Consider the following 22328-nt stretch of genomic DNA (forward strand, 5'->3'; position numbering starts at 1 on the left):
CTTGAGATCCCCGCGTCTCCTGCGGAGCCGTTCGCAGCCTGCGGCAGCGGCTACACGAAACGCGGCGAATCCTGTAGCCGCTGCCGAGCTTTAGCGAGGCTGCGCAAAGGTCCGCAGGGCCTTGCCTGGCGATCGCCTGCCAAACCTCTATCGTTCTTGAGAACCCTGCGTCCCTGCGGGCCGTTCGCAGCCTGCGGCAGCGGCTACAGGGAGCAATCAGCCGGCAGGGGGTGCAGGGCTTCGTCGAATTGGTCCAGGCGCGGGAAGACCAGGGGTTGGTCGTTCGCCAGGTGCTGCAGGCGTTGACGGTAGCGGTGCAGGAAGGCTTCGCGAGCCTCCTGGCTGATGTAGGGCACATGCCAGGCCACGAACGGTTCCAGTACGTCACAGCCGACATAGGCCAAGGTGCCGCGCAGCAGCGGGCGCAGCATGTCCTGCAGCGGTCCATGGATCGCGCCTTCGCCAAACATGTGTTCGCGTCCGCCCAGGGTCAGGGTCACCAGGGCTTTCTTGCCCGCCAGCCCGCCCTGGTCATAGAAGCGCTTGCCGCCATAACACACCCCCGACACCAGCACCCGGTCGATCCAGCCCTTGAGCATGGCCGGCACCGAGAACCAGAACACCGGGAAGTTGAGGATCAACAGGTCGGCCCACAGCAGCTTGTCCAACTCGCCCTGGATGTCGGCGGCGATGCTGGCGTTCTTCACCCCAAGGCGTTGCTCCAGGGCGTACACCAGATACTCCAGATTATCCCGGGCGGCAAAGTCGGCGGCGCTGGCCACCGGGTTCCAGTTCATCGCGTACAGGTCGCTGACCTGCACCTGGTGCCCCTGGGCCTCCAGGGTGCTGCGGGCCTGGTCGCGCAGGGCGGCGGTGAAGGATTGCGGTTCGGGGTGGGCGTGAACGATCAGTACCTTCATGAAGACTCCTCAAACAGTAGGCAAAGTGGCGGGGGCAACGCGGCGGCTCAGGCAGTGTTCGGCGCACAGGGCAATGCGCCGGCAGGCTTCGCGCAAGTCATCCGGCTGCAGCACCAGCCCCAGGCGGATATGCCCGGCGGCGCTGGGGCCGAAGGCTTCGCCGGCCAGCACCGAGACGCCCTGTTCGTCCAGCAGGCGCTGGCTGAAGGCCTGGGCGCTGAGCCCGGTGGCGCGGATGTCGACCATGACGAACATGCCGCCATCCGGCTTCAGCGGCCGGGCGCCGAGGCAATCGGCCAGACAGTCGCAGACCAGATCGCGGCGCTGGCGATAGGCCTCGGCCATCTCCCGCAACTGCGGCAAGGGTTGCTCCAGGGCCACGATGGCCGCGTCCTGGATGAATTCCGGCGAGCCGTAGAGCATGCACAGGGCGAGGTTTTCCAGGTGCGCGGCCAGGGCCGTCGGCGCCACCACCCAGCCCAGGCGCCAGCCGGTCATGGCGTGGGACTTGGACAGGCTGTTGAGGGTCGCGGTGCGCTCGGCCATGCCCGGCAGGCTGGCCGGGCTGACATGTTCGCCCTCGTACAGCAGCTCGCTGTAGACCTCGTCGCAGATCAGCCACAGGTCATGCTCGATGCACAGCGCCGCCAGGGCTTCCCAGGTGGCACGGGGGATGCTGGCGCCGGTGGGGTTGTGCGGGCTGTTGAGTACCAGGGCTCGGGTCTTGCCGGTGATGCGTGCGGCCACCGCCTCGGGCTGCACCCGAAAGCCGTCCTCGGCCCGCACCGGCAGCGGCACCACCTGGGCATTGCAGGCGCCGAACACCGCTTCATAGGTGACGTACATCGGCTCGGCCACGATCACCTCGTCCCCCGGGTCCAGCAGGCACTGGGCCACGCTGTACAGGGCGCACTGGGCGCCGGCCAGCACCACCACTTGCTCGGCCTCCACCACTTGCCCGCTGCGCTGCTGATGACGCCGGGCAATGGCCTCGCGCAAGGCGCGCTTGCCGCGCACATCGGCGTAATGGGTGTGGCCGGCCTGCAGGCTGTCGATGGCCGCCTGGACGATGGGCTGGGGCGTGTCGAAATCCGGGTCGCCCACCGACAGCAACCAGACCTCTTCGCCACGTTCGCGTTTGGCCAGGGCCCGGTAATGAATGTCCCAGGCGGCGGCGCCGTCTCCGGCAATACGTTGGGTCAGTTGAGAAAAGCGCATGCTCAGGCTCCAGGCAAAAAGGGATGGTCAGCGCGCACAGGCGTGCTTGAGTTCGATCAGGCTCAGGCCATTGCGGGCAAAGCCGTCGCGCAGTGCCTGCTGCAACTCGTCGAGGCTGGCGGGTTGGCTGACGCTGCAACCGAAGGCTCGGGCCAGGGCGGCAAAATCCGGGTTGCGCGGCAGCACGCCGATGGGCTCGATGTTCAGATCCAGCATGTCGTCGCGGATCTGCCCCAGGGCGTCGTTGTTCCACAGCAAGACCACCAGCGGGCTGTCCAGCTCCTCCACCGCCGTGGCCAGCTCCTGCACCGTGTAGAGAAAACCGCCGTCGCCCACCAGCACCAGCCCCGGACGCTCGGGGGCACCGAGCTTGGCGCCGATGCCCGCCGGCAAGCCGTAGCCGAGGGTGCCGTAGCCGGTGGGGTGCAGCCAGCTGCGGGTGGCCCGGCTCGGGTACAGGTAGTTGCCGCTGTAGGCCAGCTGGGTCATGTCGCTGGCGATAAAGCCGTGCTCCGGCAGCTCGGCGGCAATGCGTTGCAGGATCGAACGGTGGATCTGTTGCAAGGGCCCCTGCCCGTTCTGCACCGCCTGGCGCAGATCGGCCACCGCGTGAATCGCCGCCCCGGCTTCGGCCGGTGTGGGTGGCAAGGCCTGCAGCAAGGCGTCCAGGGTGGCGCGGGCATCGCCGTGCAAGGCCACCGCGCACGGATAGAAGTCATTGAACTTGCGCGGGTCGATGTCCAGGCGCAGCAGCTCGCCATTGAGCGGCAAGCGTTCGCGCCAGTAGTCGGTGTCGGCCATCTCGGTGCCCACCGCCAGCACCACATCGGCCTGGCTGATCAGCTGCCAGCCGGGCTCCACGCACAGGGTCGACCCGGCATTGAGCGGCGCCTCGTCCGGCAGCAGGCCCTTGCCGGCGACGCTGCTGAAAAACACCGCGCCCAGGCGTGTGCTCAAGGCCCGCAACTGCTCGGCCGCGTGCAGCGCACCGCCGCCGGCAATGATCATCGGCCGCTTGGCGCGGCGCAGCTTGTCCGCCGCCTGCTGGATATCTGCCGCCGCGGCCGGGCCACGGGCGGGACGCCGGCGCACCTCGCCGGTCCAGTCCCGGGCGACCCTGGCCGCCAGCACATCCAGGGGCACGCTGATGTGCACCGGGCGCGGGCGCTCGCTGTCGAACACGGCAAAGGCCCGGGCGATCAGCTCCGGCAGGTCTTCCGGGCTCAGGGCCAGGGCCGAGAACGCGGTGATAGGCGCGGTGATGGCGCGCTGATCCTGGGTTTCGTGCAGCGAGCCCCAGCCCTTGCCCAGGCTGGCGCTGTGGTTGACGCTGGAAATCACCAGCAGCGGGATCGAGTCGGCGTACGCCTGGCCAATGGGCGTTGCGACGTTGGTCACCCCCGGGCCGCTGATGACGAAACACACCCCGGGCTTGCCACTGACCCGGGCGTAACCGTCGGCCATGAAGCCCGCGCCCTGCTCATGCCGGGTCAGCACATGGCGAATGCCGCTGCCGGGCAGGCCGCGATACAGCTCCAGGGTGTGCACCCCGGGAATGCCGAACACCGTGTCGACGCCGTAGCCGGCCAGCAGGCGCACCAGGGCCTGGCCACCGGTCAAGGTCTGATCGTGCATGTCTCTCTCCTCAAGCCTGGCCAAGGCGAATCAACGCATCGACCGCGACGGTGCCCTGGGCACCGACCAACAATGGGTTCACATCCAGTTCCAGCAATTGCCCGGCGTGTTCGCAGGCGTAGTCCGCCACCGCGCCGATGGCCGCCACCAGGGCTTCAAGATCGGCCGTCGGGCGCCCGCGAAAGCCCTGCAGCAAGGCGGCGCTGCGCAGGCTGAGCACGGCCTGGCGGATCGCCCCTTCGGTGGTGGGCAGCAGCAGGCTGCGACTGTCCTTGAGCAATTCCACCAGCACCCCGCCAGCACCGATCACCAGGGCCAGGCCGAAGTCGTTCTCACGCTTGATGCCGACAATCAGCTCCGCCAGGGGCGGCGCGGCCATGGGCTCCAGCAGTACCCGCTCAAAGGCCACGCCCGGCGCATGCTCGGCGATCCGCGTGCGCATCAGGCGCAGGGCTGCGCCCAGGGCTTCAGGGTCCTTGAGATTGAGGGCCACCGCCCCGGCCTCGGTCTTGTGCGGCAACTGCGCGCTGACTGCCTTGAGCACCAGCGGATAACCGACCGCAGCCGCCGCGCTCAGGGCCTGCTCGGGGCTGCTCAGCACCCCGTCCGGGATGCTCAGGCCGAAGCCGCGCAAGGCCTGCTTGGACTGCCACTCGTCCAGCAGCACCCCGGCACCGGGCAGGGCCTGCGGGCACAGCGGCACCAGGGCCGATTCGCCCAGGGCCAGCAACGCTGGACGCCGCTGTTGATAGGCGACGATCCGGCCCCAGGCCGCCAGGCCATCCTCCACCCCTTGCAAGGCGGGAATGCCATGGGCATGCAGACGCTCGCGGGCGCTGGCCGGCAGCAGCTCGGGAAAGGCCGAGGTGACAAAACCGCGCTGGCCGTGGCGTTGCAGCGCGGCGCAGAACAGCTCCAGCAGCAGGTCGCATTCCTTGCGCTCGCCGGTGAACTCGGCCGGGTAATCCAGCACCAGCATGGCGCTGTCGGCCCGGGTACGCAGGGCCGTGTCGAGCATGGCTTGCAAGGCCTGGGCGTCGCCCCAGATGGCGGTGGTGAAATCCAGCGGGTTGACCAGATTGGCGTAGCCCGGCAGCACCTGGGCCAGCTCGGCGCATTGCCCGGCCGCAAGCTTGGGCAACTGCAGGCCGTTGCGTTCGGCGTAGTCGGCGATCAGCCCGGCATCGCCCCCGGAACAGGCCAGGGCCATCAGTTGCGGCCCGGCCGGCAACTGCCCGCAGGAGGCGGCCTTCAAGGTCTCGACAAAACTCACCGGGCCGCTGACCCGGATCACCCCCAGGCGCTGGAACAGTGCGTCGTACAGCGCGTCCGATCCCGACAGCGAACTGGTGTGACTCAAGGCCAGCTCGGCGCCGATCTGCGACACCCCGGTCTTCAGGGCGATGATCGGAATGCCCTTCTCCAGGGCCTTGTGCGCCGCCCGGGCAAACCCTGGCACATTCTTCAGGCCTTCCAGGTGCAGGCCGATGGCGGTGACCCGGGGTTCGTCCAGCAGCACGTCCATCAGCTCGGCAATGCCCAACTGCGCCTGATTGCCCACCGAGGCCATGTAGGCCACCGGCAGCGAGCGATCGCTCATGGACAGGTTGTAGGCGAAGTTGCCGCTCTGGGTCAGCACCGCCACGCCCCGCTCCACCGGCTTGCCACCATGGGCCACCGGCCACAGCGCGGCGCTGTGCAGGTAGTCCAGCAGGCCGTAGCAGTTGGGGCCCAGCAGCGCCATGTCGCCGGCGGCCGCAAGCAGTTGCCGTTGCAGGGCCTGGCCCTGGGCGCCGGTTTCGGCAAAGCCCGAGGCGTAGCAGATCGCCCCGCCGGCGCCCTTGGCCGCCAGTTCCCCGACGCAAGTCAGGGTCAGCTCGCGGTTGGTGGCGACGAACACCGCGTCCGGGCCGCAGGGCAGTTGATCGATGCTGGCCACGCAGGGCACGCCATCGAGCTCGGCATGCTGCGGGTTGACCAGCCACATGGGCCCGGCAAACCCGCCTTCGGCGCAGCGCTTGAGGGCCCGGGCCATGCTGCGCCCGCCGACAAAGGCCAGATGCCGGGGCGCCAGCAGGCGCTTGAGGTTGTCACGAAGAGTCTGGGACATGACGGCAGTTCTCCAGGGCGCTCAGCGCATCAGCGGCCGCAGCAGTTCACGGGAAATGATGTGGCGCTGGATCTCCGACGTGCCTTCCCAGATGCGCTCGATCCGCGCGTTGCGCCAGATGCGTTCCACCGGGCCTTCGTCCATCAAACCCATGCCGCCGTAGATCTGCACCGCCTCGTCGGCCACCCGGCCCAGCACTTCACTGGCAAACAGCTTGGCCATCCCGGCCTCGCCGTCGGTCATGCTGCCCTGGTCCATCTTCCACGCGGTGTGCAGGGTCAGCAGCTCGGCGGCGCGGATCTGCGTGGCCATGTCCGCCAGCTTGAACGACACCCCCTGGTAACTGCCGATGGCCTGGCCGAACTGCTTGCGGTCCGCCGCCCATTGCAGGGAGGCATCCAGGGCGCGCTGGGCCTGCCCGACGCAGTTGGCCGCCACCATCACCCGCCCGGCGGTGAGCCAGGCGTTGGCCACGTCCCAGCCCTTGCCCACCTCCCCCAGCACCTTGTTGGCCGGCACCCGGCAGTCGTCGAAGAACATCTCGAAGGTGTGGTAGCCCCGGTTGCTCACGCACTTGGGGCCACGGCGGATGGTCAGGCCCGGGGTGTCGCGGTCCACCAGGAACGCGGTCACCGCGTTGCGCTGGCGGCCGTTGTGCTCATAGGTGCCGGTGACCGCAAAGACAATGGCAAAATCCGCATGCCCGGCGTGGCTGATGAAATGCTTGCTGCCGTTGAGCACGAAGTCGCCGCCATCGCGCACGGCGCGGGTCTTGATCGCATTGGCATCGGAACCGGCGCCGGGTTCGGTCAGCGCAAAGCAGTCAACCTTGCGCCCCTGCACGCAAGGCAGCAGGTAGTCGCCGATCTGCGAGCCGGTGCAGGCCATGAGGATTTTCGACGGCCGGGCAACGAACACATGCAGGGCCCAGGAACACTTGGCCAGCTCGCGCTCGATCAGCGCCTGGGACAGGTAATCCAGGCCACCGCCGCCCACCTCCTCCGGCATGTTGAAGGCATAGAAACCGGCGGCGATGGCCTTGCTGCGGATCTCCCCGGCGAGGTCGGCGCTAACCTCATCGGCGCGGTCCACCGCCTCTTCGTGGGGCAGCAACTCCTTGCTGACAAAACTGCGAACCGCGTCCACCAACATTTCTTGTTCTTGGCTGAGTTGGAAATTCATGGCGCTACCTGTGAGTGAGTGACGGTGCAAAAAAACCAGTGATCAGGCAGGACGGCCTGCCGAAGAAACCTTCCCGCAGGAGCCGGCCTGCTGGCGAACAGGCCCTTGAATGAGGCGCTGTTCTTGCGGGCGCCTTCGCCGGCAAGCCGGCTCCTACAAAATGGGCGCATGGCCCAGGGGCCCTTTCGCCGGCAAACGGAGCGCCGCCCGGCCGCTCCTACATGCCCTGGAAACGTGGCGGGCGTTTTTCCGTGGCGGCGCGCAGGGCTTCGGCGCCATCGGCACTGCGCCCGCACAGCAGGCCGGCGGCCAGCTCGGCCGCCAACTGCTGCGGCAAACTGCGCTCGGCCCCCTGGCGGATCAGCTTCTTGGTCTGGGCAAAGGCAAAGGTGGGGCCCGCCGCCAAGCGCGCCGCCAACTCGCCGACGTTGCCGATCAGTTGCTCGTCGGCGCACACCTCACCGACCAACCCGGCGGCCAGGGCCCGTTCGGCGCTCCACAACTCATCGAGAAACAGCAGGCGCTTGGCCTGTTCACTGCCGATCAGGCGCGGCAGGTGCCAACTGGCCCCGGCATCCGGCGAGTAGGCCATGCTGGTGTAGCCGGCCTTGAACCGCGCCGACTGCGCCGCCACCCGCAGATCGCAGCACAGACTCAAGTCCATACCCGCGCCCACCGCAGTGCCATTGATGGCGGCGATGGTGGGTTTGTCCAGGCTGTGCAGGCGGGTCATCAAGGCGTGGGCGGTTTCGGTCCAGCCGTAGCTTTCCAGGGCGCCGCGGGCTTCGGCTTCGGCCCACTCCGCCAGATCGGCCCCGGCGCAGAAACTGCGGCCGCTGCCGGTGAGTACCACGGCTCGGACGCTGGGGTCGCTGTTGCAGGTGTCCAGCAGGCTGTGCAGCGCTTTGAGGGTCGGGATGTCCAGGGCGTTGCGTTGCGCCGGGCGGTTGAGGGTGATCCAGGCTACGCCGGCTTCGATCCGGCTGAGCAGCGACGATGAGAGGGTCATGGGCGTCCTCGAATTATTGTGGTTGGCGTGAGGGGGTGGCTTGAGGGTGATACTAAACGAGTGTTCAACAAGGCGGCAATTGGGGGAGCTGGGGGGCTTTTGGGTCGATTTATTGAGATATCCCTTTGTTTTTATTAAGTAAAAATCTGGATTTTGGGGGTTGATGCGTGGGGGTTGTTACAACTTCGAACAAGCCTCGACAAAAGTGCGAGCGGGGAGTTTTTTGTGGTGAGGGAGCTTGCTCCCGCTCGGGTGGGTGGCGGCCGTAAACCTGAGGGTGCGGTCTGATTGGTGGGCATATCCGTTGCTGCGGGTGCGACGGCTTATGGTTTCGCTTTTACAGCGGGGGTTGGGTACATATCCGTTCCTGCGGGTGCGGCCGCTTACGGTTCCGCTCTTACAGCGGCTCACTTTTGAAGAGCGCAAAAGTAAGCAAAACGCTCTGCCCCTCCACTCGGTGCCTCGCCTAGGCTCGGCATGCCCGAACTCCGGCATTGATCCGTGGGCCGCCGCCACCGGCCATCCCTGGCCGGGTGGCGGCTAACCCGGCATCCCTGCCGGGTTACCCACGGCTCAATGCCTGCGTTCGGCCATCGTGGTTAACGGGGCGTTCAGATCAAGATCAAAATCAACAGCAAGATCAAAATCTGACGGCGGCCTGCCGGCCGGCCTGTTTCATTGCCGTTCGCGTTAATGTAGCCGCTGCCGCAGGCTGCGACCGGCTCCGCAGGAGACGCTAAACCTGCCTCCCCGATATTCCTGACCTATCGCGCCGCCTGGTTTTGCGAGCGCGAGCGCTCGTTCGCAGCCTGCGGCAGCGGCTACAGGGAACCGGCCTGCGCACCTTGGCTTTGGCTTTGGCTTTGGCTTTGGCTTTTGATCTTGATCTTCCGGCCCCTTCCCAGCCGGCCGAGCGCAGGCGTTGCGTAGGGGGCAGCTCGGCATGGATGCCGAGCTAGCCGCCACCCGGCCATGGATGGCCGGTTGGCGGCGGGCCCCCGGAGCAATGCCGAAGCGAGGGCACCCCGAGCCCTAGCGAGGGGCCCATGGAGGGGCAAGCGTTTTTGGTTCCTTTTTAGGCGTTTGTAAAAAGGGACTCGCCGTAAGGGCGAAACCCTAAGTGGCCGTTACCGCAGCAACGGATATGTACACCTTCAGCCTCGCCCTAAAAGCGAAACCGCCAGAGGCCATGACCGCAAAGGCCAGCGAAGGCGTCCGCCCAGGCGCTGCATGTCTCACGGGCCTCTTCGCCGGCAAGCCGGCTCCTACGGGGAGCTGCACGGTGTATCTGACTGCTGTAGGAGCTGGCTTGCCAGCGAAGGCGCCCGCCCAGGCGCTGCATGTCTTGCGGGCCCCTTCGCCGGCAAGCCGGCTCCTACACGGCAGCTGCAGGTTGCAGTTGGCGTTTGCGCTGCATCAGGTAGTAGGCGCCATAGCACAGGGCGATAAAGCCCGAGCCCCAGTACAGCGACGGCCGCTGGGTTTCGTCCAGGACCAGGAACACAAACAACGAGCTGCACAGCACGATGCACAACAACGGCACCAGCGGAAACCACGGCGCGCGGTACTTGAGCTGCTCCAGTTGCCCCCCGTCACGCAGGAACTGGCGACGAAAGCGGTACTGGGCCAGGGCAATCACGATCCAGGTCACGGTGCCAGCCATGCCGCTCACAGCCATCAGCACCATGAACAGGGTGTCGGCAGCGATAAAGCTGGTCATCAGCGAGATCAGGGCAAAGCACAGGGTGATGAACAGGGCCCGCAGGGGCACGCCCTGTTTGCTCAGGGGCGACAGGGCCTTGGGCGCCATGCCGGATTTGGACATGGCCCAGAGGATGCGCGTGGAGGCATACAACCCGGAGTTGCCCACCGAAAGAATCGCCGTGAGGATCACGAAGTTCATCAGGTCGGCGGCGTAGGGAATGCCCACCATGTCAAACACCTGGACGAAGGGGCTTTCCACCAGCCCGGCTTGCTGCCAGGGAATGATCGCCGCCAGCACCATCACCGCCAGGACGTAGAAGATCAGCACCCGGAACACCACGTTGCGCACGGCCCGCGGGATGCTTTTTTCCGGCTGGTCGGTTTCGCCAGCGGCCACGCCCATGATCTCGCAGCCCTGGAAGGCGTAGACCACGGTCATCATCACCGCGAACACCGCCGGCAGGCCGTTGGGGAACAGGGAGTCGCCCTTGAGGTTGTCGAACATCGGCGCCGGGGCGCCGCTGGGCAGGTCGATGACGCCGAAGATCACCAGCGCGCCGACCACAATGAAGCTCAGGATCGCCAGCACCTTGACCCCGGCGAACCAGTATTCGGCCTCGCCAAAGGCGCGGGTGGCCAGGGCGTTGATGCCAAACAGCAAGGCCACGAACAGCGCCGACCAGTACCAGATCGGCACGTCGGGGAACCAGCGCTGCATCAGCATGCCGGCGGCGGTGAATTCCAGGCCCACGGTGGTGGCCCAGCTCATCCAGTAGACCCAGCCGATCATGAAGCCGGTGGCCGGGCCGATGTACTTGGTGGCGTGGGCCTGGAACGAGCCGGACACCGGCATCTGCACCGACAACTCGCCGAGGCAGACCATCACCAGGTACATCAGGAACCCGGCCACCAGATACGAGAGGATCGCCCCCCAGGGGCCGCCCTGGTTGATGGTGACCCCGGAGCCCATGAACAGCCCGGTGCCGATCACCCCGCCCAGGGACAGCATGAAAATGTGCCGGCTCTTCAGCGAGCGCGTCAGGTGTATGCCTTTACGTTCAGTGGTGGTTGTCATGGCGCACCTCAGCAGTCGGTAAGGCGCAGGGCGCGGGTCGAGGGGGTGTGGCGGAAGGCGGAAGCAGCTTGCAGGCAGTTCATTATTATTATCTCCAATAAGCTTCGAAGACCGCGGCGGGCGCGGCTCAAGCGATTATTGGAAAGCCATGTAAGTTCGGATTGAACGCCAGGATCGAAGATGTAAAAAGTCGTAAGGATTTTGTACGTCAGGCCGCCAACAGCTGTTGCAGCAAGGCCCGGGACTGCTGCCAGGAGGCTTGCAGATCTGCCGCCAGGGCCGCCAGCGTCGGGCGATCGGCCTGCTCTGCCGCACTTTCCAACTCCCGCAGCACTCGGGCCAGGGCGCAGAAGCCCAGGGAGTCGGCGCTGCCCGCCAGGCGATGGGCCAGGTGCAGGACTTCGGTGCAGTCTTCGGCGGCCAGGGCGTCGGCCAGCCGTGGCCGTTGCTGATCCAGGGCATCGGCCAGGACCTGGAGCAGGCTGTGCAATTTCTGCTCGCCCAGCAGGCTGCGATGGGTGTCCAGCACGCCCTGATCGAGCAAGCCTTGCCGGGTGTCGGCCGGCGGCACCTGGACCTGCCCGGCCAGCACCTGCCGCAGGCTGGCCAGCTGCAACGGCTTGCCGAGAATGCCCTGCATGCCGGCCTGCAGATAACCGCGCACCAGCGACGGCTGCACGCTGGCGGTGAGGGCGAAGATTCGCGCCTGCCGATTGGGCCCGGGGCGGCGGCGGATTTCCCGGCACAGCTCGACCCCGCTGATGCCGGGCAGGTGCACATCCAGCAGCAACAGGTCAAAGGCCTGCTGCCGGCACAGGGCCAGGGCGCTTTCACCGTCTTGCGCCAGCCACACCTGATGGCCGTCTCGCTCGAGCAGGCCGCTGGCCACTTCGCGATTCAGGGCCACGTCTTCCACCACCAGGATATTCAAAGCCTGCATCGGCAACTCAAGCGCGGGCACCGACAAGGGTTCCTGGCCGATGCCCAACGCCAGTTCGAACCAGAAACAACTGCCCTGCCCCAGCTCGCTGTCCACACCGATGCGCCCGTCCAGTTGCTGCAGCAGGTGCTTGCAGATGGCCAATCCCAGGCCGGTGCCGCCATAGCGCCGGGTCACCTCGTCACTGGCCTGGACGAAACGCTCGAAGATCTTCTCGCGCATCGACGCGGCAATGCCGATGCCGTTGTCGCGCACGCAGCAGCGCAGGCGCTGGCCCTCGGCGCTGCTGTGCAGCACCTGCACCTCGACCCGCACCCAGCCGTCTTCGGTAAAACGAATGGCGTTGGCCAGCAGGTTGCTCAGCACCTGGCGCAGGTACTGCTCGGCGCCCTGCTGACGCGGCTCCAGTTGCGGGTCGATGTGCAATTCCAAACGGGTGCGGTTGGCCTCGGCCCGGGGCTGCAACAGGGTGGTGACTTCTTCCAGCAACTGACGCAGGGAGAAGTCCCGCACTTCCGGGCAGCTTTCGCCCTCTTCCAACCGGGCAAAGGACAGCACTTGGTTGAGGATGCTCAGCAAGCCCTCCCCGGCCTGGTGCAAGGCCTGCAAGCGCTGGCGGTCCTGCTGCTCCAGCGGCGCCTGGCGCAGCAGTTCGGCCATGCCGAGGATGCCGTTCAACGGGGTGCGCAGTTCATGGCTCATGGTCGCCAGAAAGCGCGACTTGGCCAGGTTCGCGGCTTCGGCTTCGTCCTTGGCGTGCATCAGGCTGGCGGTGCGGCGCTGGACCATTTTCTGCAATTCGTCGCGCTTGTCCTGCAAGGCCAGGCGGTCGGCTTCACGGCGCTGCACATCGTCGAGCACCGCCCGGCGCATGTCGTCCAGGGCCCGGGCCACGGTGTCGATCTCGTCGCCGCCGGGGCGCTGGCGCTTGTCCAGGTGCAGGGGCTCGTGCAGTTCGCCGGCCGCCACGCGCCGGGCGAAGTCGGCCATCACTTGCAGGTGCCGGGTCACCAGCCGGTAGAACAAGCCGGACAAGGCTACCGCCAGCCCGCAGAGAAACACGCTCATCCACAACAGGCTGGCCAGCCCGGTGGCGTACAGGCGCCGGTACACCGCCCCCAGATCGGTGCTGACCTGCAATTCGCCGAGCTGGCGCAAGGGCCCGGACGGCGGTTGATAGCTCAAGGGAAAACGCTCCACCCGTAACGGCCCGATCAGCTCGGTGCTGCCCTGCTGCAAGTCGAAATCGTTGCTGATCAGGTGCACCCGGGCCACGTCGGAAAAGTCCACCAGCCCCTGCAACTGCACGGTCAGTTGCTCCTGGTTGAGGTCCCACAGGTTGCGTTCCAGGCTGCCCAGGTAACCGGCGCGGATCAGCTCCATGCGGCTGTCGATCTCGCGCATTTCCCGGCGGTATTCGAAGTACAGCTGCACGCTGCTGGCGAGCACGGTGAAGCACAGGCTGAACAGCAGGATAAACAGCAGCAGGCGGCGCAACAGGCCGGCGGAACGCAGCCGGATCATGGCGCCGTTCCCCGTTGCGCCTTGAGCATGGCGCGGTAGTCGTCCTGGCTTTGCGCCAGCCAGCGCTGCACCGCGCCGCTGTCCACCTGCTGCTGCAACCGCGCGTCGATCTCGGCCATGCGCGGCGCCAGGGGCGAATGGCGCGACACCGCCAGGCGCAGGTAGTCGACGCTCAATGCCTGGGGCAAGGCGACTATGTCCTCGGCCCCCGGCAGTTGCTCGATGAATAGCTGCCCGGTGCGGCGTTCATGGGGGATGAAATCGATGCGCTGGCGGATCAGCTTGCCGAAGTTCTGCTGGCTGCTGGAGACCCATTCGATGTTGCCGTGCTGCACCACTTCGCGGTCGAAATCCTGGCCGTAGCTCTCGCCGAACAGCAGGCCGCCGCGGTAGGCGCGCAAGTCCTGCAAGTGGTTGAAACGCGGCAGCTGGCGGCGGTTGACGAACAGCGCGACTTCTTCGCGCAGCACCGACACCCGGGAAAACAGCAGGTCCTGCTGGCGCTGGCTGGTGCTGTAGGCCAGCACCACATCCACCCGGCCGGCGGCGGCGTCCAGCAGGCAGCGCTTCCAGTTGCCCAGCACCACCACCTGCACCTGATACCCCAGGTCCCCCAGCACCTGACGCACCAGGGTCGGCGCCAGCCCGCGCACCTGCTGGCCGTCGCTCCAGGAAATCGGCGGGTACACCGGGTAGTCGCAATAGCGCAGCACGGGCCGGGGTTCAGCGAACGTCGGGCCGGCCAGCAGGATCAAGCACAGGCTCAGGCACAGGTTCAGTGCGCGACGCAGCAATTCAGGCGGCCACGCTGGCGGTGAACAGGTAACCGGCACCGTGGATGGTGATGATCAGCTCCGGCTCGGCCGGGTCGTCGTGCAGCTTGCGCCGCAGGCGGCCCACCAGCACGTCGATGGAACGGTCGCTGGGCACCCATTCGCGGTTGCGGATCTGATCCATCAACTGGTCGCGGCTCAGGGTGTGGCCGCTGTTGCGCAGGAACACGCTGAGCAACTGGTACTCGCCGTGGGTCAGCAGGGTTTCGCCGCCGCGCGGGTCGATCAGCCGACGGCGGTCGGTGTCCAGGGCCCAGTCGGCGAACTGCTTGACCGGGCTCGGGCAGCCGGCCTGGGGCTGGGACTGGCGCGCATGGCGCACCCGGCGCACCAGGTTCTTGGCTCGCGACACCAGCTCGCGGGGATTGAGGGGTTTGATCACGTAGTCGTCGGCGCCGCATTCCAGGCCGACGATGCGATCGATGTCGTCGTTGCGCCCGGTGATCAGGATGATCCCCACTTCCGAACGCACCCGCAGCTCACGGGTCAGGGTCAGGCCGTCCTTGCCCGGCAGGCGGATGTCCAGCATCAGCAGGTCCACCGTGTGCTGGCCGAGAAAGCTCTCCGCCTGCTCCGCGGTGGCGGCGCAATGCACGTCGTAGCCTTCCTGAGAGAGATAAGCCTGAAGCAGTTCGCGAATCAGCGGATCGTCGTCGACGATCAAAACCCGAGGAGTCATCGCCTGTTTCCTGATTATTTTTATTGGAAAAGGAACCCTGTGCGCAGCAGCCTAGCCATTACTGAACAACCGATCAACAACCCTATGTCGGCCTGACGAAACCGCGCCCCCGGCTGGCCAGCAGCCCCTCGACCCAGGCTTCGCAGATCTGCACGCCCTGCTGCGGGCTGAAGGTCCCGGGGTTGAGCCCGGACTCCAGCCACAGGCCGTCGAGCAAGGCGCTGAGGCTGATGGCCGCCAGGTCGGCGTCGAAGCGTTCCCAGCCCTGCTCCCCGGCCAGCCGGGTCAGCAAGCTGGCCAGCTCGTTGCGGTACTCGCCGTAGGAATGTTCATGGGCCAGATTGATCGCCTCGGCGGTCTTCACCGCGCCCCAGAACGCCAGCCAGGCGTCCAGCAGCTTGGGGTCCAACAGTTCGGCGCAGAACGAGGCGCGAAAGAACGCCGACAACCGCTCCCGGGGATCGGGCGCGGCCTGCTCCATGGCCTCGCGCAGCAGGTTCATGACCCGCCCGGTGACCGCCCGATAGGCCTGGGCCACCAACTCGTCCTTGCCGGCGTAGTGGTGACTGATCAGCCCCACCGACACCCCGGCCTCGGCGGAAATCTTGCGGATCGACGCGCCCTGAAAACCGTGGCGCTTGAGGCACGTCAGGGTCGCCTCGATCAGCTCGGCCTTGCGCAGGTCGGGTTCCAGACGGGAAAAGCGCGCTTCCTGGCTCATGGGGCGGGTTCCTTGGACAGTGGCGGGAAATTGAAACTGAACGACTGTACAACAGGCCTTTCGTGGCGATCCAGCGTTTGTGTGACCGCCCAAGCCGCATCGCTTCCTGTGGCCGCTGCCGCAGGCTGCGAACGAGTTGGGCGGCATTCCGTCGTAGGGACGCAAAGATCCTGCGGGCGCCCCAGGTTCGGCTGAAGATCGTCAAGCAAGGCCCTGCGGGCCTTTTCGCAGCTTCGCCATGGCTCAGCAGCGGCTACACATGACAAAGCCGGGAGCACCGTGACAAAAACAACAAACGGCGCGGTCCCTGTAGCCGCTGCCGCAGGCTGCGCACGGCCCGCAGGGACGCAACGATCGTGAAGACGACACAAGTTCGGCTGAAGATCGTCAAGCAAGGCCCTGCGGGCCTTTTCGCAGCTTCGCCAGGGCTCAGCAGCGGCTACACATGACAACGCCGGGAGCACCGTGACAAAGACAACAAACGGCGCGGTCCCTGTAGCCGCTGCCGCAGGCTGCGCACGGCCCGCAGGGACGCAACGATCGTGAAGACGACACAGGTTCGGCTGGCGATCGTCAAGCAAGGCCCTGCGGGCCTTTTCGCAGCTTCGCCAAGGCTCAGCAGCGGCTACACATGACAAAGCCGGGAGCACCGTGACAAAGACAACAAACGGCACGGTCCCTGTAGCCGCTGCCGCAGGCTGCGCACGGCCCGCAGGGACGCAACGATCTTGAAGACGACACAAGTTCGGCTGGAGATCGCCAAGCAAGGCCCTGCGGGCCTTTTCGCAGCTTCGCCAGGGCTCAGCAGCGGCTACAGGCAGATACAAAACCAGGTGTGGTCAGGCGCGGTAGTCGGGGGCGATGCGCTCCAGCAGGCGCAGCAGCGCCGCCCAGGCCAGTTGCATGGCGTCCGGGTCGTTGAGTTCGCCTTCCTGCAGTGGCCGGCCCGGGTCGTTGAATTGGCGTTCGGTGTGGGCGCAGACCGCGTCCGGCGGCAGGACGATCTCCCCCGCCGCCTGGGCCGCCAGTTGGATCTCGCAGGCCTTCTCCAGGTAGTACATGCGCAAAAACGCCTGGCTCACGGTTTCGCCCACGGTGAGCAGGCCATGGTTGCGCAGCATCAGCACGCTCTTGTCGCCCAGGTCGGCCACCAGCCGTTGCTGTTCGCCTAGGTCCAGGGCTACGCCTTCGTAGTCGTGGTAGGCCACGCGGCCATAGAACTCCATGGATATCTGGTTCACCGGCAGCAAGCCGCATTTGAGCGCCGCCACCGCGCAACCGGCCTTGGTGTGGGTGTGCAGCACGCACTGGGCGTCTTCGCGGGCGCCGTGAATCGCGCTGTGGATCACGAAACCCGCCGGGTTCACCGGGTACGGCGACGGCTCCACGGCCTCGCCGTTGAGGTCGATCTTCACCAGATTGGAGGCGGTGATTTCCTCGAACATCAGGCCGTAGGGGTTGATCAGGAAGTGATGCTCGGGCCCGGGCAGGCGCACCGAGATGTGGGTGAAGATCAGGTCGGTCATGCGAAAGTGCGCGATCAGCCGGTAGCAAGCCGCCAGCTCTTGCCGCAAGCGCTGTTCGGTGGCGCTGCGCTCGGCGCTGGCGTGGGGGCTGGGAGCGATATTGTTCATTGTTGGAGTCCTCCAGGCGGGTGGGTGGGGCAATCTGGGCGGGCAAACAATAGGACCGGACGCCCGCAGGCGTCCAGCCCGGTGCGCTTACTTGCTGGCCCAGGCGTTGAAGCGCTCTTCCAGCTCTTCGCCATGATCGACCCAGAACTCCACGTTCATCGCCAGGGCGTCCTTGAGGTTCTGTTCCGAGGTCGGCACCCACTGCGCCAGGGCCGGGTCGAGCTTGGCCGCGGCCTGGGTGTTGGTCGGGCCATAGGGGATCTGCTTGACGTAGTCGACCTGGACCTCGGGGCGGTTGGCGAAGGCGATGAAACGCTTGGCCTGATCCACGTGTTTCGAGCCCTTGATGATCGCCCAGTAGTCCATGCCGTACAGGCTGCCGGGCCAGACCACCGCCAGCGGGGCGCCGGCCTGGGCGGCCACGGCGATGCGGCCGCTGTAGGTCGAGGTCATCACCACATCACCGGCGGCCAGCCACTGCCCCGGCTGGGCCCCGGCTTCCCACCACTGGATGTAGGGCTTGAGTTCGGTCAGCTTGGCGAAGGCCCGCTCCACCCCTTGGGGCGTGGCCAGGACCTTGTACACGTCCTCGACTTTGACCCCATCGGCCATCAGCGCGAACTCCAGGTTGTACACAGCGCGCTTGCGCAGGCCGCGCTTGCCGGGGAACTGCTTGACGTCCCAGAAATCCGCCCAGGACGCCGGGGCCTTGGCCAGCTTGTTGCGGTCGTAGGCGATGGCCACGCTCCACACCAGCACCGCCGAGCCGCAGGGCTGGGCGGCATCGGCAATCAGCTGCTCGGCACGGCCCAGGGCCTTCCAGTCCAGGGGCTCGTACATGCCCTCCTCGCAGCCGCGCATCAGGTCCGGGCCTTCGATCTGCACCAGGTCCCAATCGACGTTGCCGGTGTCGACCATGACCTTGATCCGGGCCATTTCGCCGTTGTATTCGCTCTGGATCAGCTTGCTGCCATCGGCCTTGCTGAAGGGTTGGAACAACGCCACATCCTGGGCTTTTTGTCCGGCTCCGCCGTACGCCACGACCACCATGTCGGGGGCTGCCTGGGCAGTGCCCTGGCCCAGGGACAAACCCAGGGCCAGGCTCAGGGCCAGGAAAGAACAACCGTGCTTGCGGGTGAGCGCTTTCATCTGTGAATCCTCGTCGCGGTGCCACACCGGCAGGCGCCGGCACGGCCCTTTTTTATTGTTGTGAGGTTCGCGCCAAAAGCGGGCGCAGATCGAAACTACTGCAAGCATCAGTAAAAAAACAAGTTGATTTTTTACTGGCGGTAAATTTTGATAGGCCAACAATAACAACGCCAAGGCTGTGCTCCCCTGCCCTTGGCCCGCCTGGAGTCACCGCAATGACCAGCGCCTTCCCGCACCTGTTCGCACCCTTGCAGATCCGTGGCAAACGCCTGAAGAACCGCATCATGTCCAGCGGCCACGACACCTCGATGCCCACCGACAACCTGGTCAACGAACAGCTGATTGCCTACCACCGCGCCCGGGCCGAAGGCGGCGTCGGCCTGATCGTGCTGCAGGTGGCCGGGGTCCACGACAGCGCGCGCTACACCAGCCACGTGCTGATGGCCACCGACGACGCCTGCATCGACGGCTACCGGCGCCTGGCCGAAACCTGCCACGCCCACGGCACGGTGGTGCTGTCGCAGATCTTCCACCCGGGGCGGGAAATCATGGAGTCCGCCGACGGCCTGCTGGCCGTGGCCTACGCCCCTTCGGCGGTGCCCAACGAACGCTTCCGGGTCATGCCCCGGGCCCTGGACCAGGACATGATCGACGAGATCATCCAGGGCTACGCCGACGCCGCCCGGCGCCTGCATCAGGCCGGGCTGGACGGCGTGGAACTGGTGGCCAGCCACGGCTACCTGCCGGCGCAGTTCATCAACCCGCGGGTCAACCGCCGCACCGACGGCTACAACGGCGAGCTGGAACAGCGCCTGCGCTTTATCCGGGAAATCCTCGACGCCATGCGCGCCAGCACCGATGCCGAGTTCATCATCGGCCTGCGGATTTCCGCCGATGAACGCGACCCCGAAGGCCTCACCGAAGACGAATCCCTGGCCGCCGTGCAATTGCTGCAAGGGCAACTGGACTACGTGCACATCGTCGCCGGCACCTCCGCCTCCCTCGGCGGCGCGGTGCACATAGTCCCGCCCATGGCGGTGGAAGCGGCTTATCTGGCCCGGGAAGCCGGCACCTTCAAGGCCCAGCTGTCGATCCCGCTGTTCGTCACCGGGCGCATCAACCAGCCCCAGGAAGCCGAAGCGATCATCGCCAAGGGCCAGGCCGATGTGTGCGGCATGACCCGCGCGCTGATCTGCGACCCGCAGATGCCCAACAAGAGCGAGCGCGGCCACAGCGATGACGTGCGCGCCTGCATCGCCTGCAACCAGGCGTGCATCGGCCACTTCCACAAGGGCCTGCCGATCTCCTGCATCCAGCACCCGGAAACCGGCCGCGAACTGCTCTACGGCCAGCCCAAGCCCAGCGCCCGCGGCAAACGCATCCTGGTGGTGGGCGGCGGCCCGGCCGGGATGAAAGCCGCCGCCGTCGCCGCCCAACGCGGCCACCGCGTCACCCTCTACGAAGCCACCGCGCAACTGGGCGGCCAGATCCAACTGGCGCAACTGCTGCCACGACGCAGCGAATTCGGCGGCGCCAGCACCAACCTGCAACGGGAAATGCAACTGGCCGGTGTGGAAGTGGTGCGCAACACCCGAGTCGACCGCGCCCTGATCGAGCGCGAAAACCCCGACCACGTGATCATCGCCACCGGCGCCCAACCCTACTGGCCGAACTTCGAACGCGGCGGCGACCTGCAAGTGGTGGACGCCTGGCAAGTACTGCGTGACGAAGTACAACTGGGCCGCAGCGTGGTGGTGGCCGACTGGCGCTGCGACTGGATCGGCCCCGGCATCGCCGAACGCCTGGTGCGCGCCGGGCACCAGGTGCAACTGGCGGTCAACGGCACCCACTGCGGCGAAAGCCTGCCGCTGTACGTGCGCGACCAGATGGCCGGCGAACTGCACAAACTGGCGATCCCGATCATCCCCTACGCCCGCCTCTACGGCTGCGACGACAGCACCGTGTACCTGCAACACACCGCCAGCGGCGAACCCATGCTGCTGGAAAACGTCGACAGCCTGGTCCTGTGCCAAGGCCACCAATCGGTGGACGACCTCGGCCAACAACTCAAAGGCCTGGTGCCCTTCCAACGCATCGGCGACTGCCTGGCGCCGCGCACCGTGGAAGAAGCCATCCATGAAGGCTTGAAAGTCGCCTGGGCGCTTTGAGGCTGCTTTATACTCCAGGGCTTTTGCAGGACGGGTGCCCGGATGCGCCCGCCTTCCAGGCCTGGAGCCCGCCATGAATCAAAGCAGCAAGACGCCGCCCGAGCCCGGCAGCGACAACCAAGCCCCCGGCGGCCCACAGTTTCTTGGCACCCGTATCCGCGGCCTGCGCAAACGCCGCGGCCTGACCCTGAGCGAACTGGCCCAGCAGAGCGAACTCACCGCCGGCTACATCAGCCAACTGGAACGCAACCTCGCCTACCCCTCCATCCCCGCCCTGTTCAACATCGCCCGCAGCCTGGGCGTGACCATCCAATGGTTCTTCGCCAGCGAAACCCAGACCGCGCCCGAGGATCAGGGCTATGTCGTGCGCAAGAAACAGCGGCTGCAGGTGAATTATGAGAACGGGATTATTGATCAGCTGCTGACCCCGCAACCGACCCGGCAGCTGGAGTTTTTGCACTCACGCTTTCCGCCGGGGACCTACAGCAAGGAGAGTTACAGCCATGAGGGCGAGGAAGCCGGGTATGTGCTGTCGGGGAGTTTTGAGCTGTGGGTGGGGGAACGGTATTTTCAGTTGAGTGAGGGGGATAGCTTTAGTTTCTCCAGCCAGGAACCGCATAAGTATGGGAATCCTGGAGAGGAGGATGCAGTGGTGTTGTGGGTGATTACGCCGCCGACGTTTTGAGGGTTAGGTGAGGTTGAGCGGTAGCGCCCTGCACCGCTCTTTTGCTTGCTGATGATCAGCCATCACGGGTTGGGAAGTAGAACTGCTGCCGTAACCACTCTCTGAACTGGACCTCGGTCAGTAGAGCGGGTTGCTCGCCCATCTCATTCCAGGCGCGGTTAATCATGTGCTCCCAGTTACGGGTGAGCTCCATTAGTGGCGCTGCTGAGCTTTAGCCTTTCTATTGCCCTGGTGCATCCATGCTCGGCGGCTTTATTGAGAAACCGCAGCTGCTCTTGCTTAAGGTTTTGCGTCAACATTTGAGTCGCCATACTCATATAAAGGTTGGCGCGAAAACTTTTTTCGTCGAGCAACACGATTGGATTGCTGTCAGAGCGACTATTTCTATCGCAACTCGGCATCAAAGTTGGCTGGGGGTAGTACCTGCTATACAGGGTTTGATCATTAGGCAACGCCTCGACAAGTGACCGATACCCAGGTGTTTTAACCTCATCGAAGCAATAGAAAAGCATCTGCAAACCCGCTGGAGTAAATCCGTTACTGAAACTGGACTTTAGGAGAGTGCAGACTTTTTCGGCGACTTGATCGCGAGATTCAAAAGTCGACAACATCAACGCTAGACGGTACTGCGCTGCTGGGTTGCCGTCCTCAGCTGAACGCTTGAGCAAAGGCATTCCTTCTTTTACAAGCGGAAGCATTTCGTCTCTATATTGTTCTTTTTTTTGGTCGGGTACCTTTTCGTTGACTGCTAACTGTTTTCGAAAAGTGAACATATCGTTTTGTACTTCATCGATTTTTTCCAGGTAAGGCAGCGCTTTGAAGTACAGCGCTTCACTTTCTGCGGATACTTTTAGATTGTTTTCATTCGCGCTTGCGAATGTGGCTAAAAAAACAGAAACAATAGCCAAAAAACTCTTAAGAGAAGATTTTTCCACTGTAAACGTCCTTTTTCTTCGTTGTGATTACGATTGCAGCTGAATCGCCCATACGTTGGTAGAGAACAAAATGAGCTCTTCCAACGGCCCTGCTGCCTTTATAAATTGTCGAATACGCCGTATCAGATAATTCCCATTTTTGAATCACCCCTAAACTCGTAGTCACTCGACGACTGATTTTGGCCGCTTTCTGTCTGTCGCGACCGG

General features: G+C 65.3%; 16 protein-coding genes. 2 read left to right on the forward strand and 14 right to left on the reverse strand.

What is annotated here, in order from left to right; translation table 11 throughout:
* Window positions 1–203: 203 nt before the first annotated feature.
* The 13 genes from J5M73_RS21375 to J5M73_RS21435 form a co-directional block, all read right to left on the reverse strand.
* Window positions 204–920, reverse strand: coding sequence for an NAD(P)H-dependent oxidoreductase (locus J5M73_RS21375; RefSeq protein WP_102864536.1), 717 nt, complete (start codon window positions 918–920; stop codon window positions 204–206).
* 9 nt (window positions 921–929) lie between these two features.
* Entirely contained in the window at window positions 930–2138 is a 1209-nt protein-coding gene (locus J5M73_RS21380) for a pyridoxal phosphate-dependent aminotransferase (protein WP_102864535.1), read from the reverse strand.
* Window positions 2139–2165: 27 nt separating this feature from the next.
* Window positions 2166–3773 carry a 5-guanidino-2-oxopentanoate decarboxylase gene (locus J5M73_RS21385; RefSeq protein WP_102864534.1) on the reverse strand — a complete coding sequence of 536 codons (1608 nt, stop codon included), beginning with the start codon at window positions 3771–3773 and terminating at the stop codon, window positions 2166–2168.
* 10 nt (window positions 3774–3783) lie between these two features.
* The gene (locus tag J5M73_RS21390; RefSeq protein WP_102864533.1) at window positions 3784–5883 is read right to left on the reverse strand and encodes an acetate--CoA ligase family protein; all 2100 of its coding nucleotides are present in this window, start codon (window positions 5881–5883) and stop codon (window positions 3784–3786) included.
* 21 nt (window positions 5884–5904) lie between these two features.
* Window positions 5905–7065, reverse strand: coding sequence for an acyl-CoA dehydrogenase family protein (locus J5M73_RS21395; RefSeq protein WP_102864532.1), 1161 nt, complete (start codon window positions 7063–7065; stop codon window positions 5905–5907).
* Window positions 7066–7282: 217 nt separating this feature from the next.
* Window positions 7283–8074: an enoyl-CoA hydratase/isomerase family protein gene (locus tag J5M73_RS21400; RefSeq protein WP_060843407.1), complete on the reverse strand. Its 792-nt coding sequence runs from the start codon at window positions 8072–8074 to the stop codon at window positions 7283–7285.
* 1375 nt (window positions 8075–9449) lie between these two features.
* Window positions 9450–10853 (reverse strand): amino acid permease, encoded by a 1404-nt coding sequence (locus J5M73_RS21405; RefSeq protein ID WP_102864531.1) that lies wholly within the window; start codon window positions 10851–10853, stop codon window positions 9450–9452.
* A gap of 208 nt (window positions 10854–11061) precedes the next feature.
* Window positions 11062–13317, reverse strand: coding sequence for an ATP-binding protein (locus J5M73_RS21410; RefSeq protein ID WP_102864530.1), 2256 nt, complete (start codon window positions 13315–13317; stop codon window positions 11062–11064).
* Window positions 13314–14111, reverse strand: coding sequence for a transporter substrate-binding domain-containing protein (locus J5M73_RS21415; protein WP_102864529.1), 798 nt, complete (start codon window positions 14109–14111; stop codon window positions 13314–13316). Before J5M73_RS21415 ends, J5M73_RS21410 begins: the two co-directional genes overlap by 4 nt.
* A 1-nt stretch (window position 14112) precedes the next feature.
* Entirely contained in the window at window positions 14113–14829 is a 717-nt protein-coding gene (locus J5M73_RS21420; RefSeq protein ID WP_060838992.1) for a response regulator, read from the reverse strand.
* An 82-nt stretch (window positions 14830–14911) separates the two neighbouring features.
* Entirely contained in the window at window positions 14912–15550 is a 639-nt protein-coding gene (locus J5M73_RS21425) for a TetR family transcriptional regulator C-terminal domain-containing protein (protein ID WP_060838991.1), read from the reverse strand.
* 839 nt (window positions 15551–16389) lie between these two features.
* Window positions 16390–17184: a class II aldolase/adducin family protein gene (locus J5M73_RS21430; protein WP_102864528.1), complete on the reverse strand. Its 795-nt coding sequence runs from the start codon at window positions 17182–17184 to the stop codon at window positions 16390–16392.
* A gap of 87 nt (window positions 17185–17271) precedes the next feature.
* Window positions 17272–18333, reverse strand: a complete 1062-nt coding sequence (locus tag J5M73_RS21435) for an ABC transporter substrate-binding protein (RefSeq protein ID WP_102864527.1) — start codon at window positions 18331–18333, stop codon at window positions 17272–17274.
* A 215-nt stretch (window positions 18334–18548) separates the two neighbouring features.
* On the opposite strand from J5M73_RS21435, the gene J5M73_RS21440 reads away from it, so the two are divergent.
* Window positions 18549–20501 carry an FAD-dependent oxidoreductase gene (locus J5M73_RS21440; RefSeq protein ID WP_207816095.1) on the forward strand — a complete coding sequence of 651 codons (1953 nt, stop codon included), beginning with the start codon at window positions 18549–18551 and terminating at the stop codon, window positions 20499–20501.
* Between the two features lie 73 nt (window positions 20502–20574).
* Window positions 20575–21186, forward strand: a complete 612-nt coding sequence (locus J5M73_RS21445; protein WP_060838987.1) for a cupin domain-containing protein — start codon at window positions 20575–20577, stop codon at window positions 21184–21186.
* 176 nt (window positions 21187–21362) lie between these two features.
* On the opposite strand, the gene J5M73_RS21450 is transcribed toward J5M73_RS21445, so the two are convergent.
* Entirely contained in the window at window positions 21363–22121 is a 759-nt protein-coding gene (locus J5M73_RS21450) for a hypothetical protein (protein WP_258009285.1), read from the reverse strand.
* Window positions 22122–22328: the final 207 nt, after the last annotated feature.

Origin of the sequence: Pseudomonas sp. 50_B (genome assembly GCF_017491625.1) — a bacterium.
Lineage (GTDB): Bacteria > Pseudomonadota > Gammaproteobacteria > Pseudomonadales > Pseudomonadaceae > Aquipseudomonas > Aquipseudomonas danubii.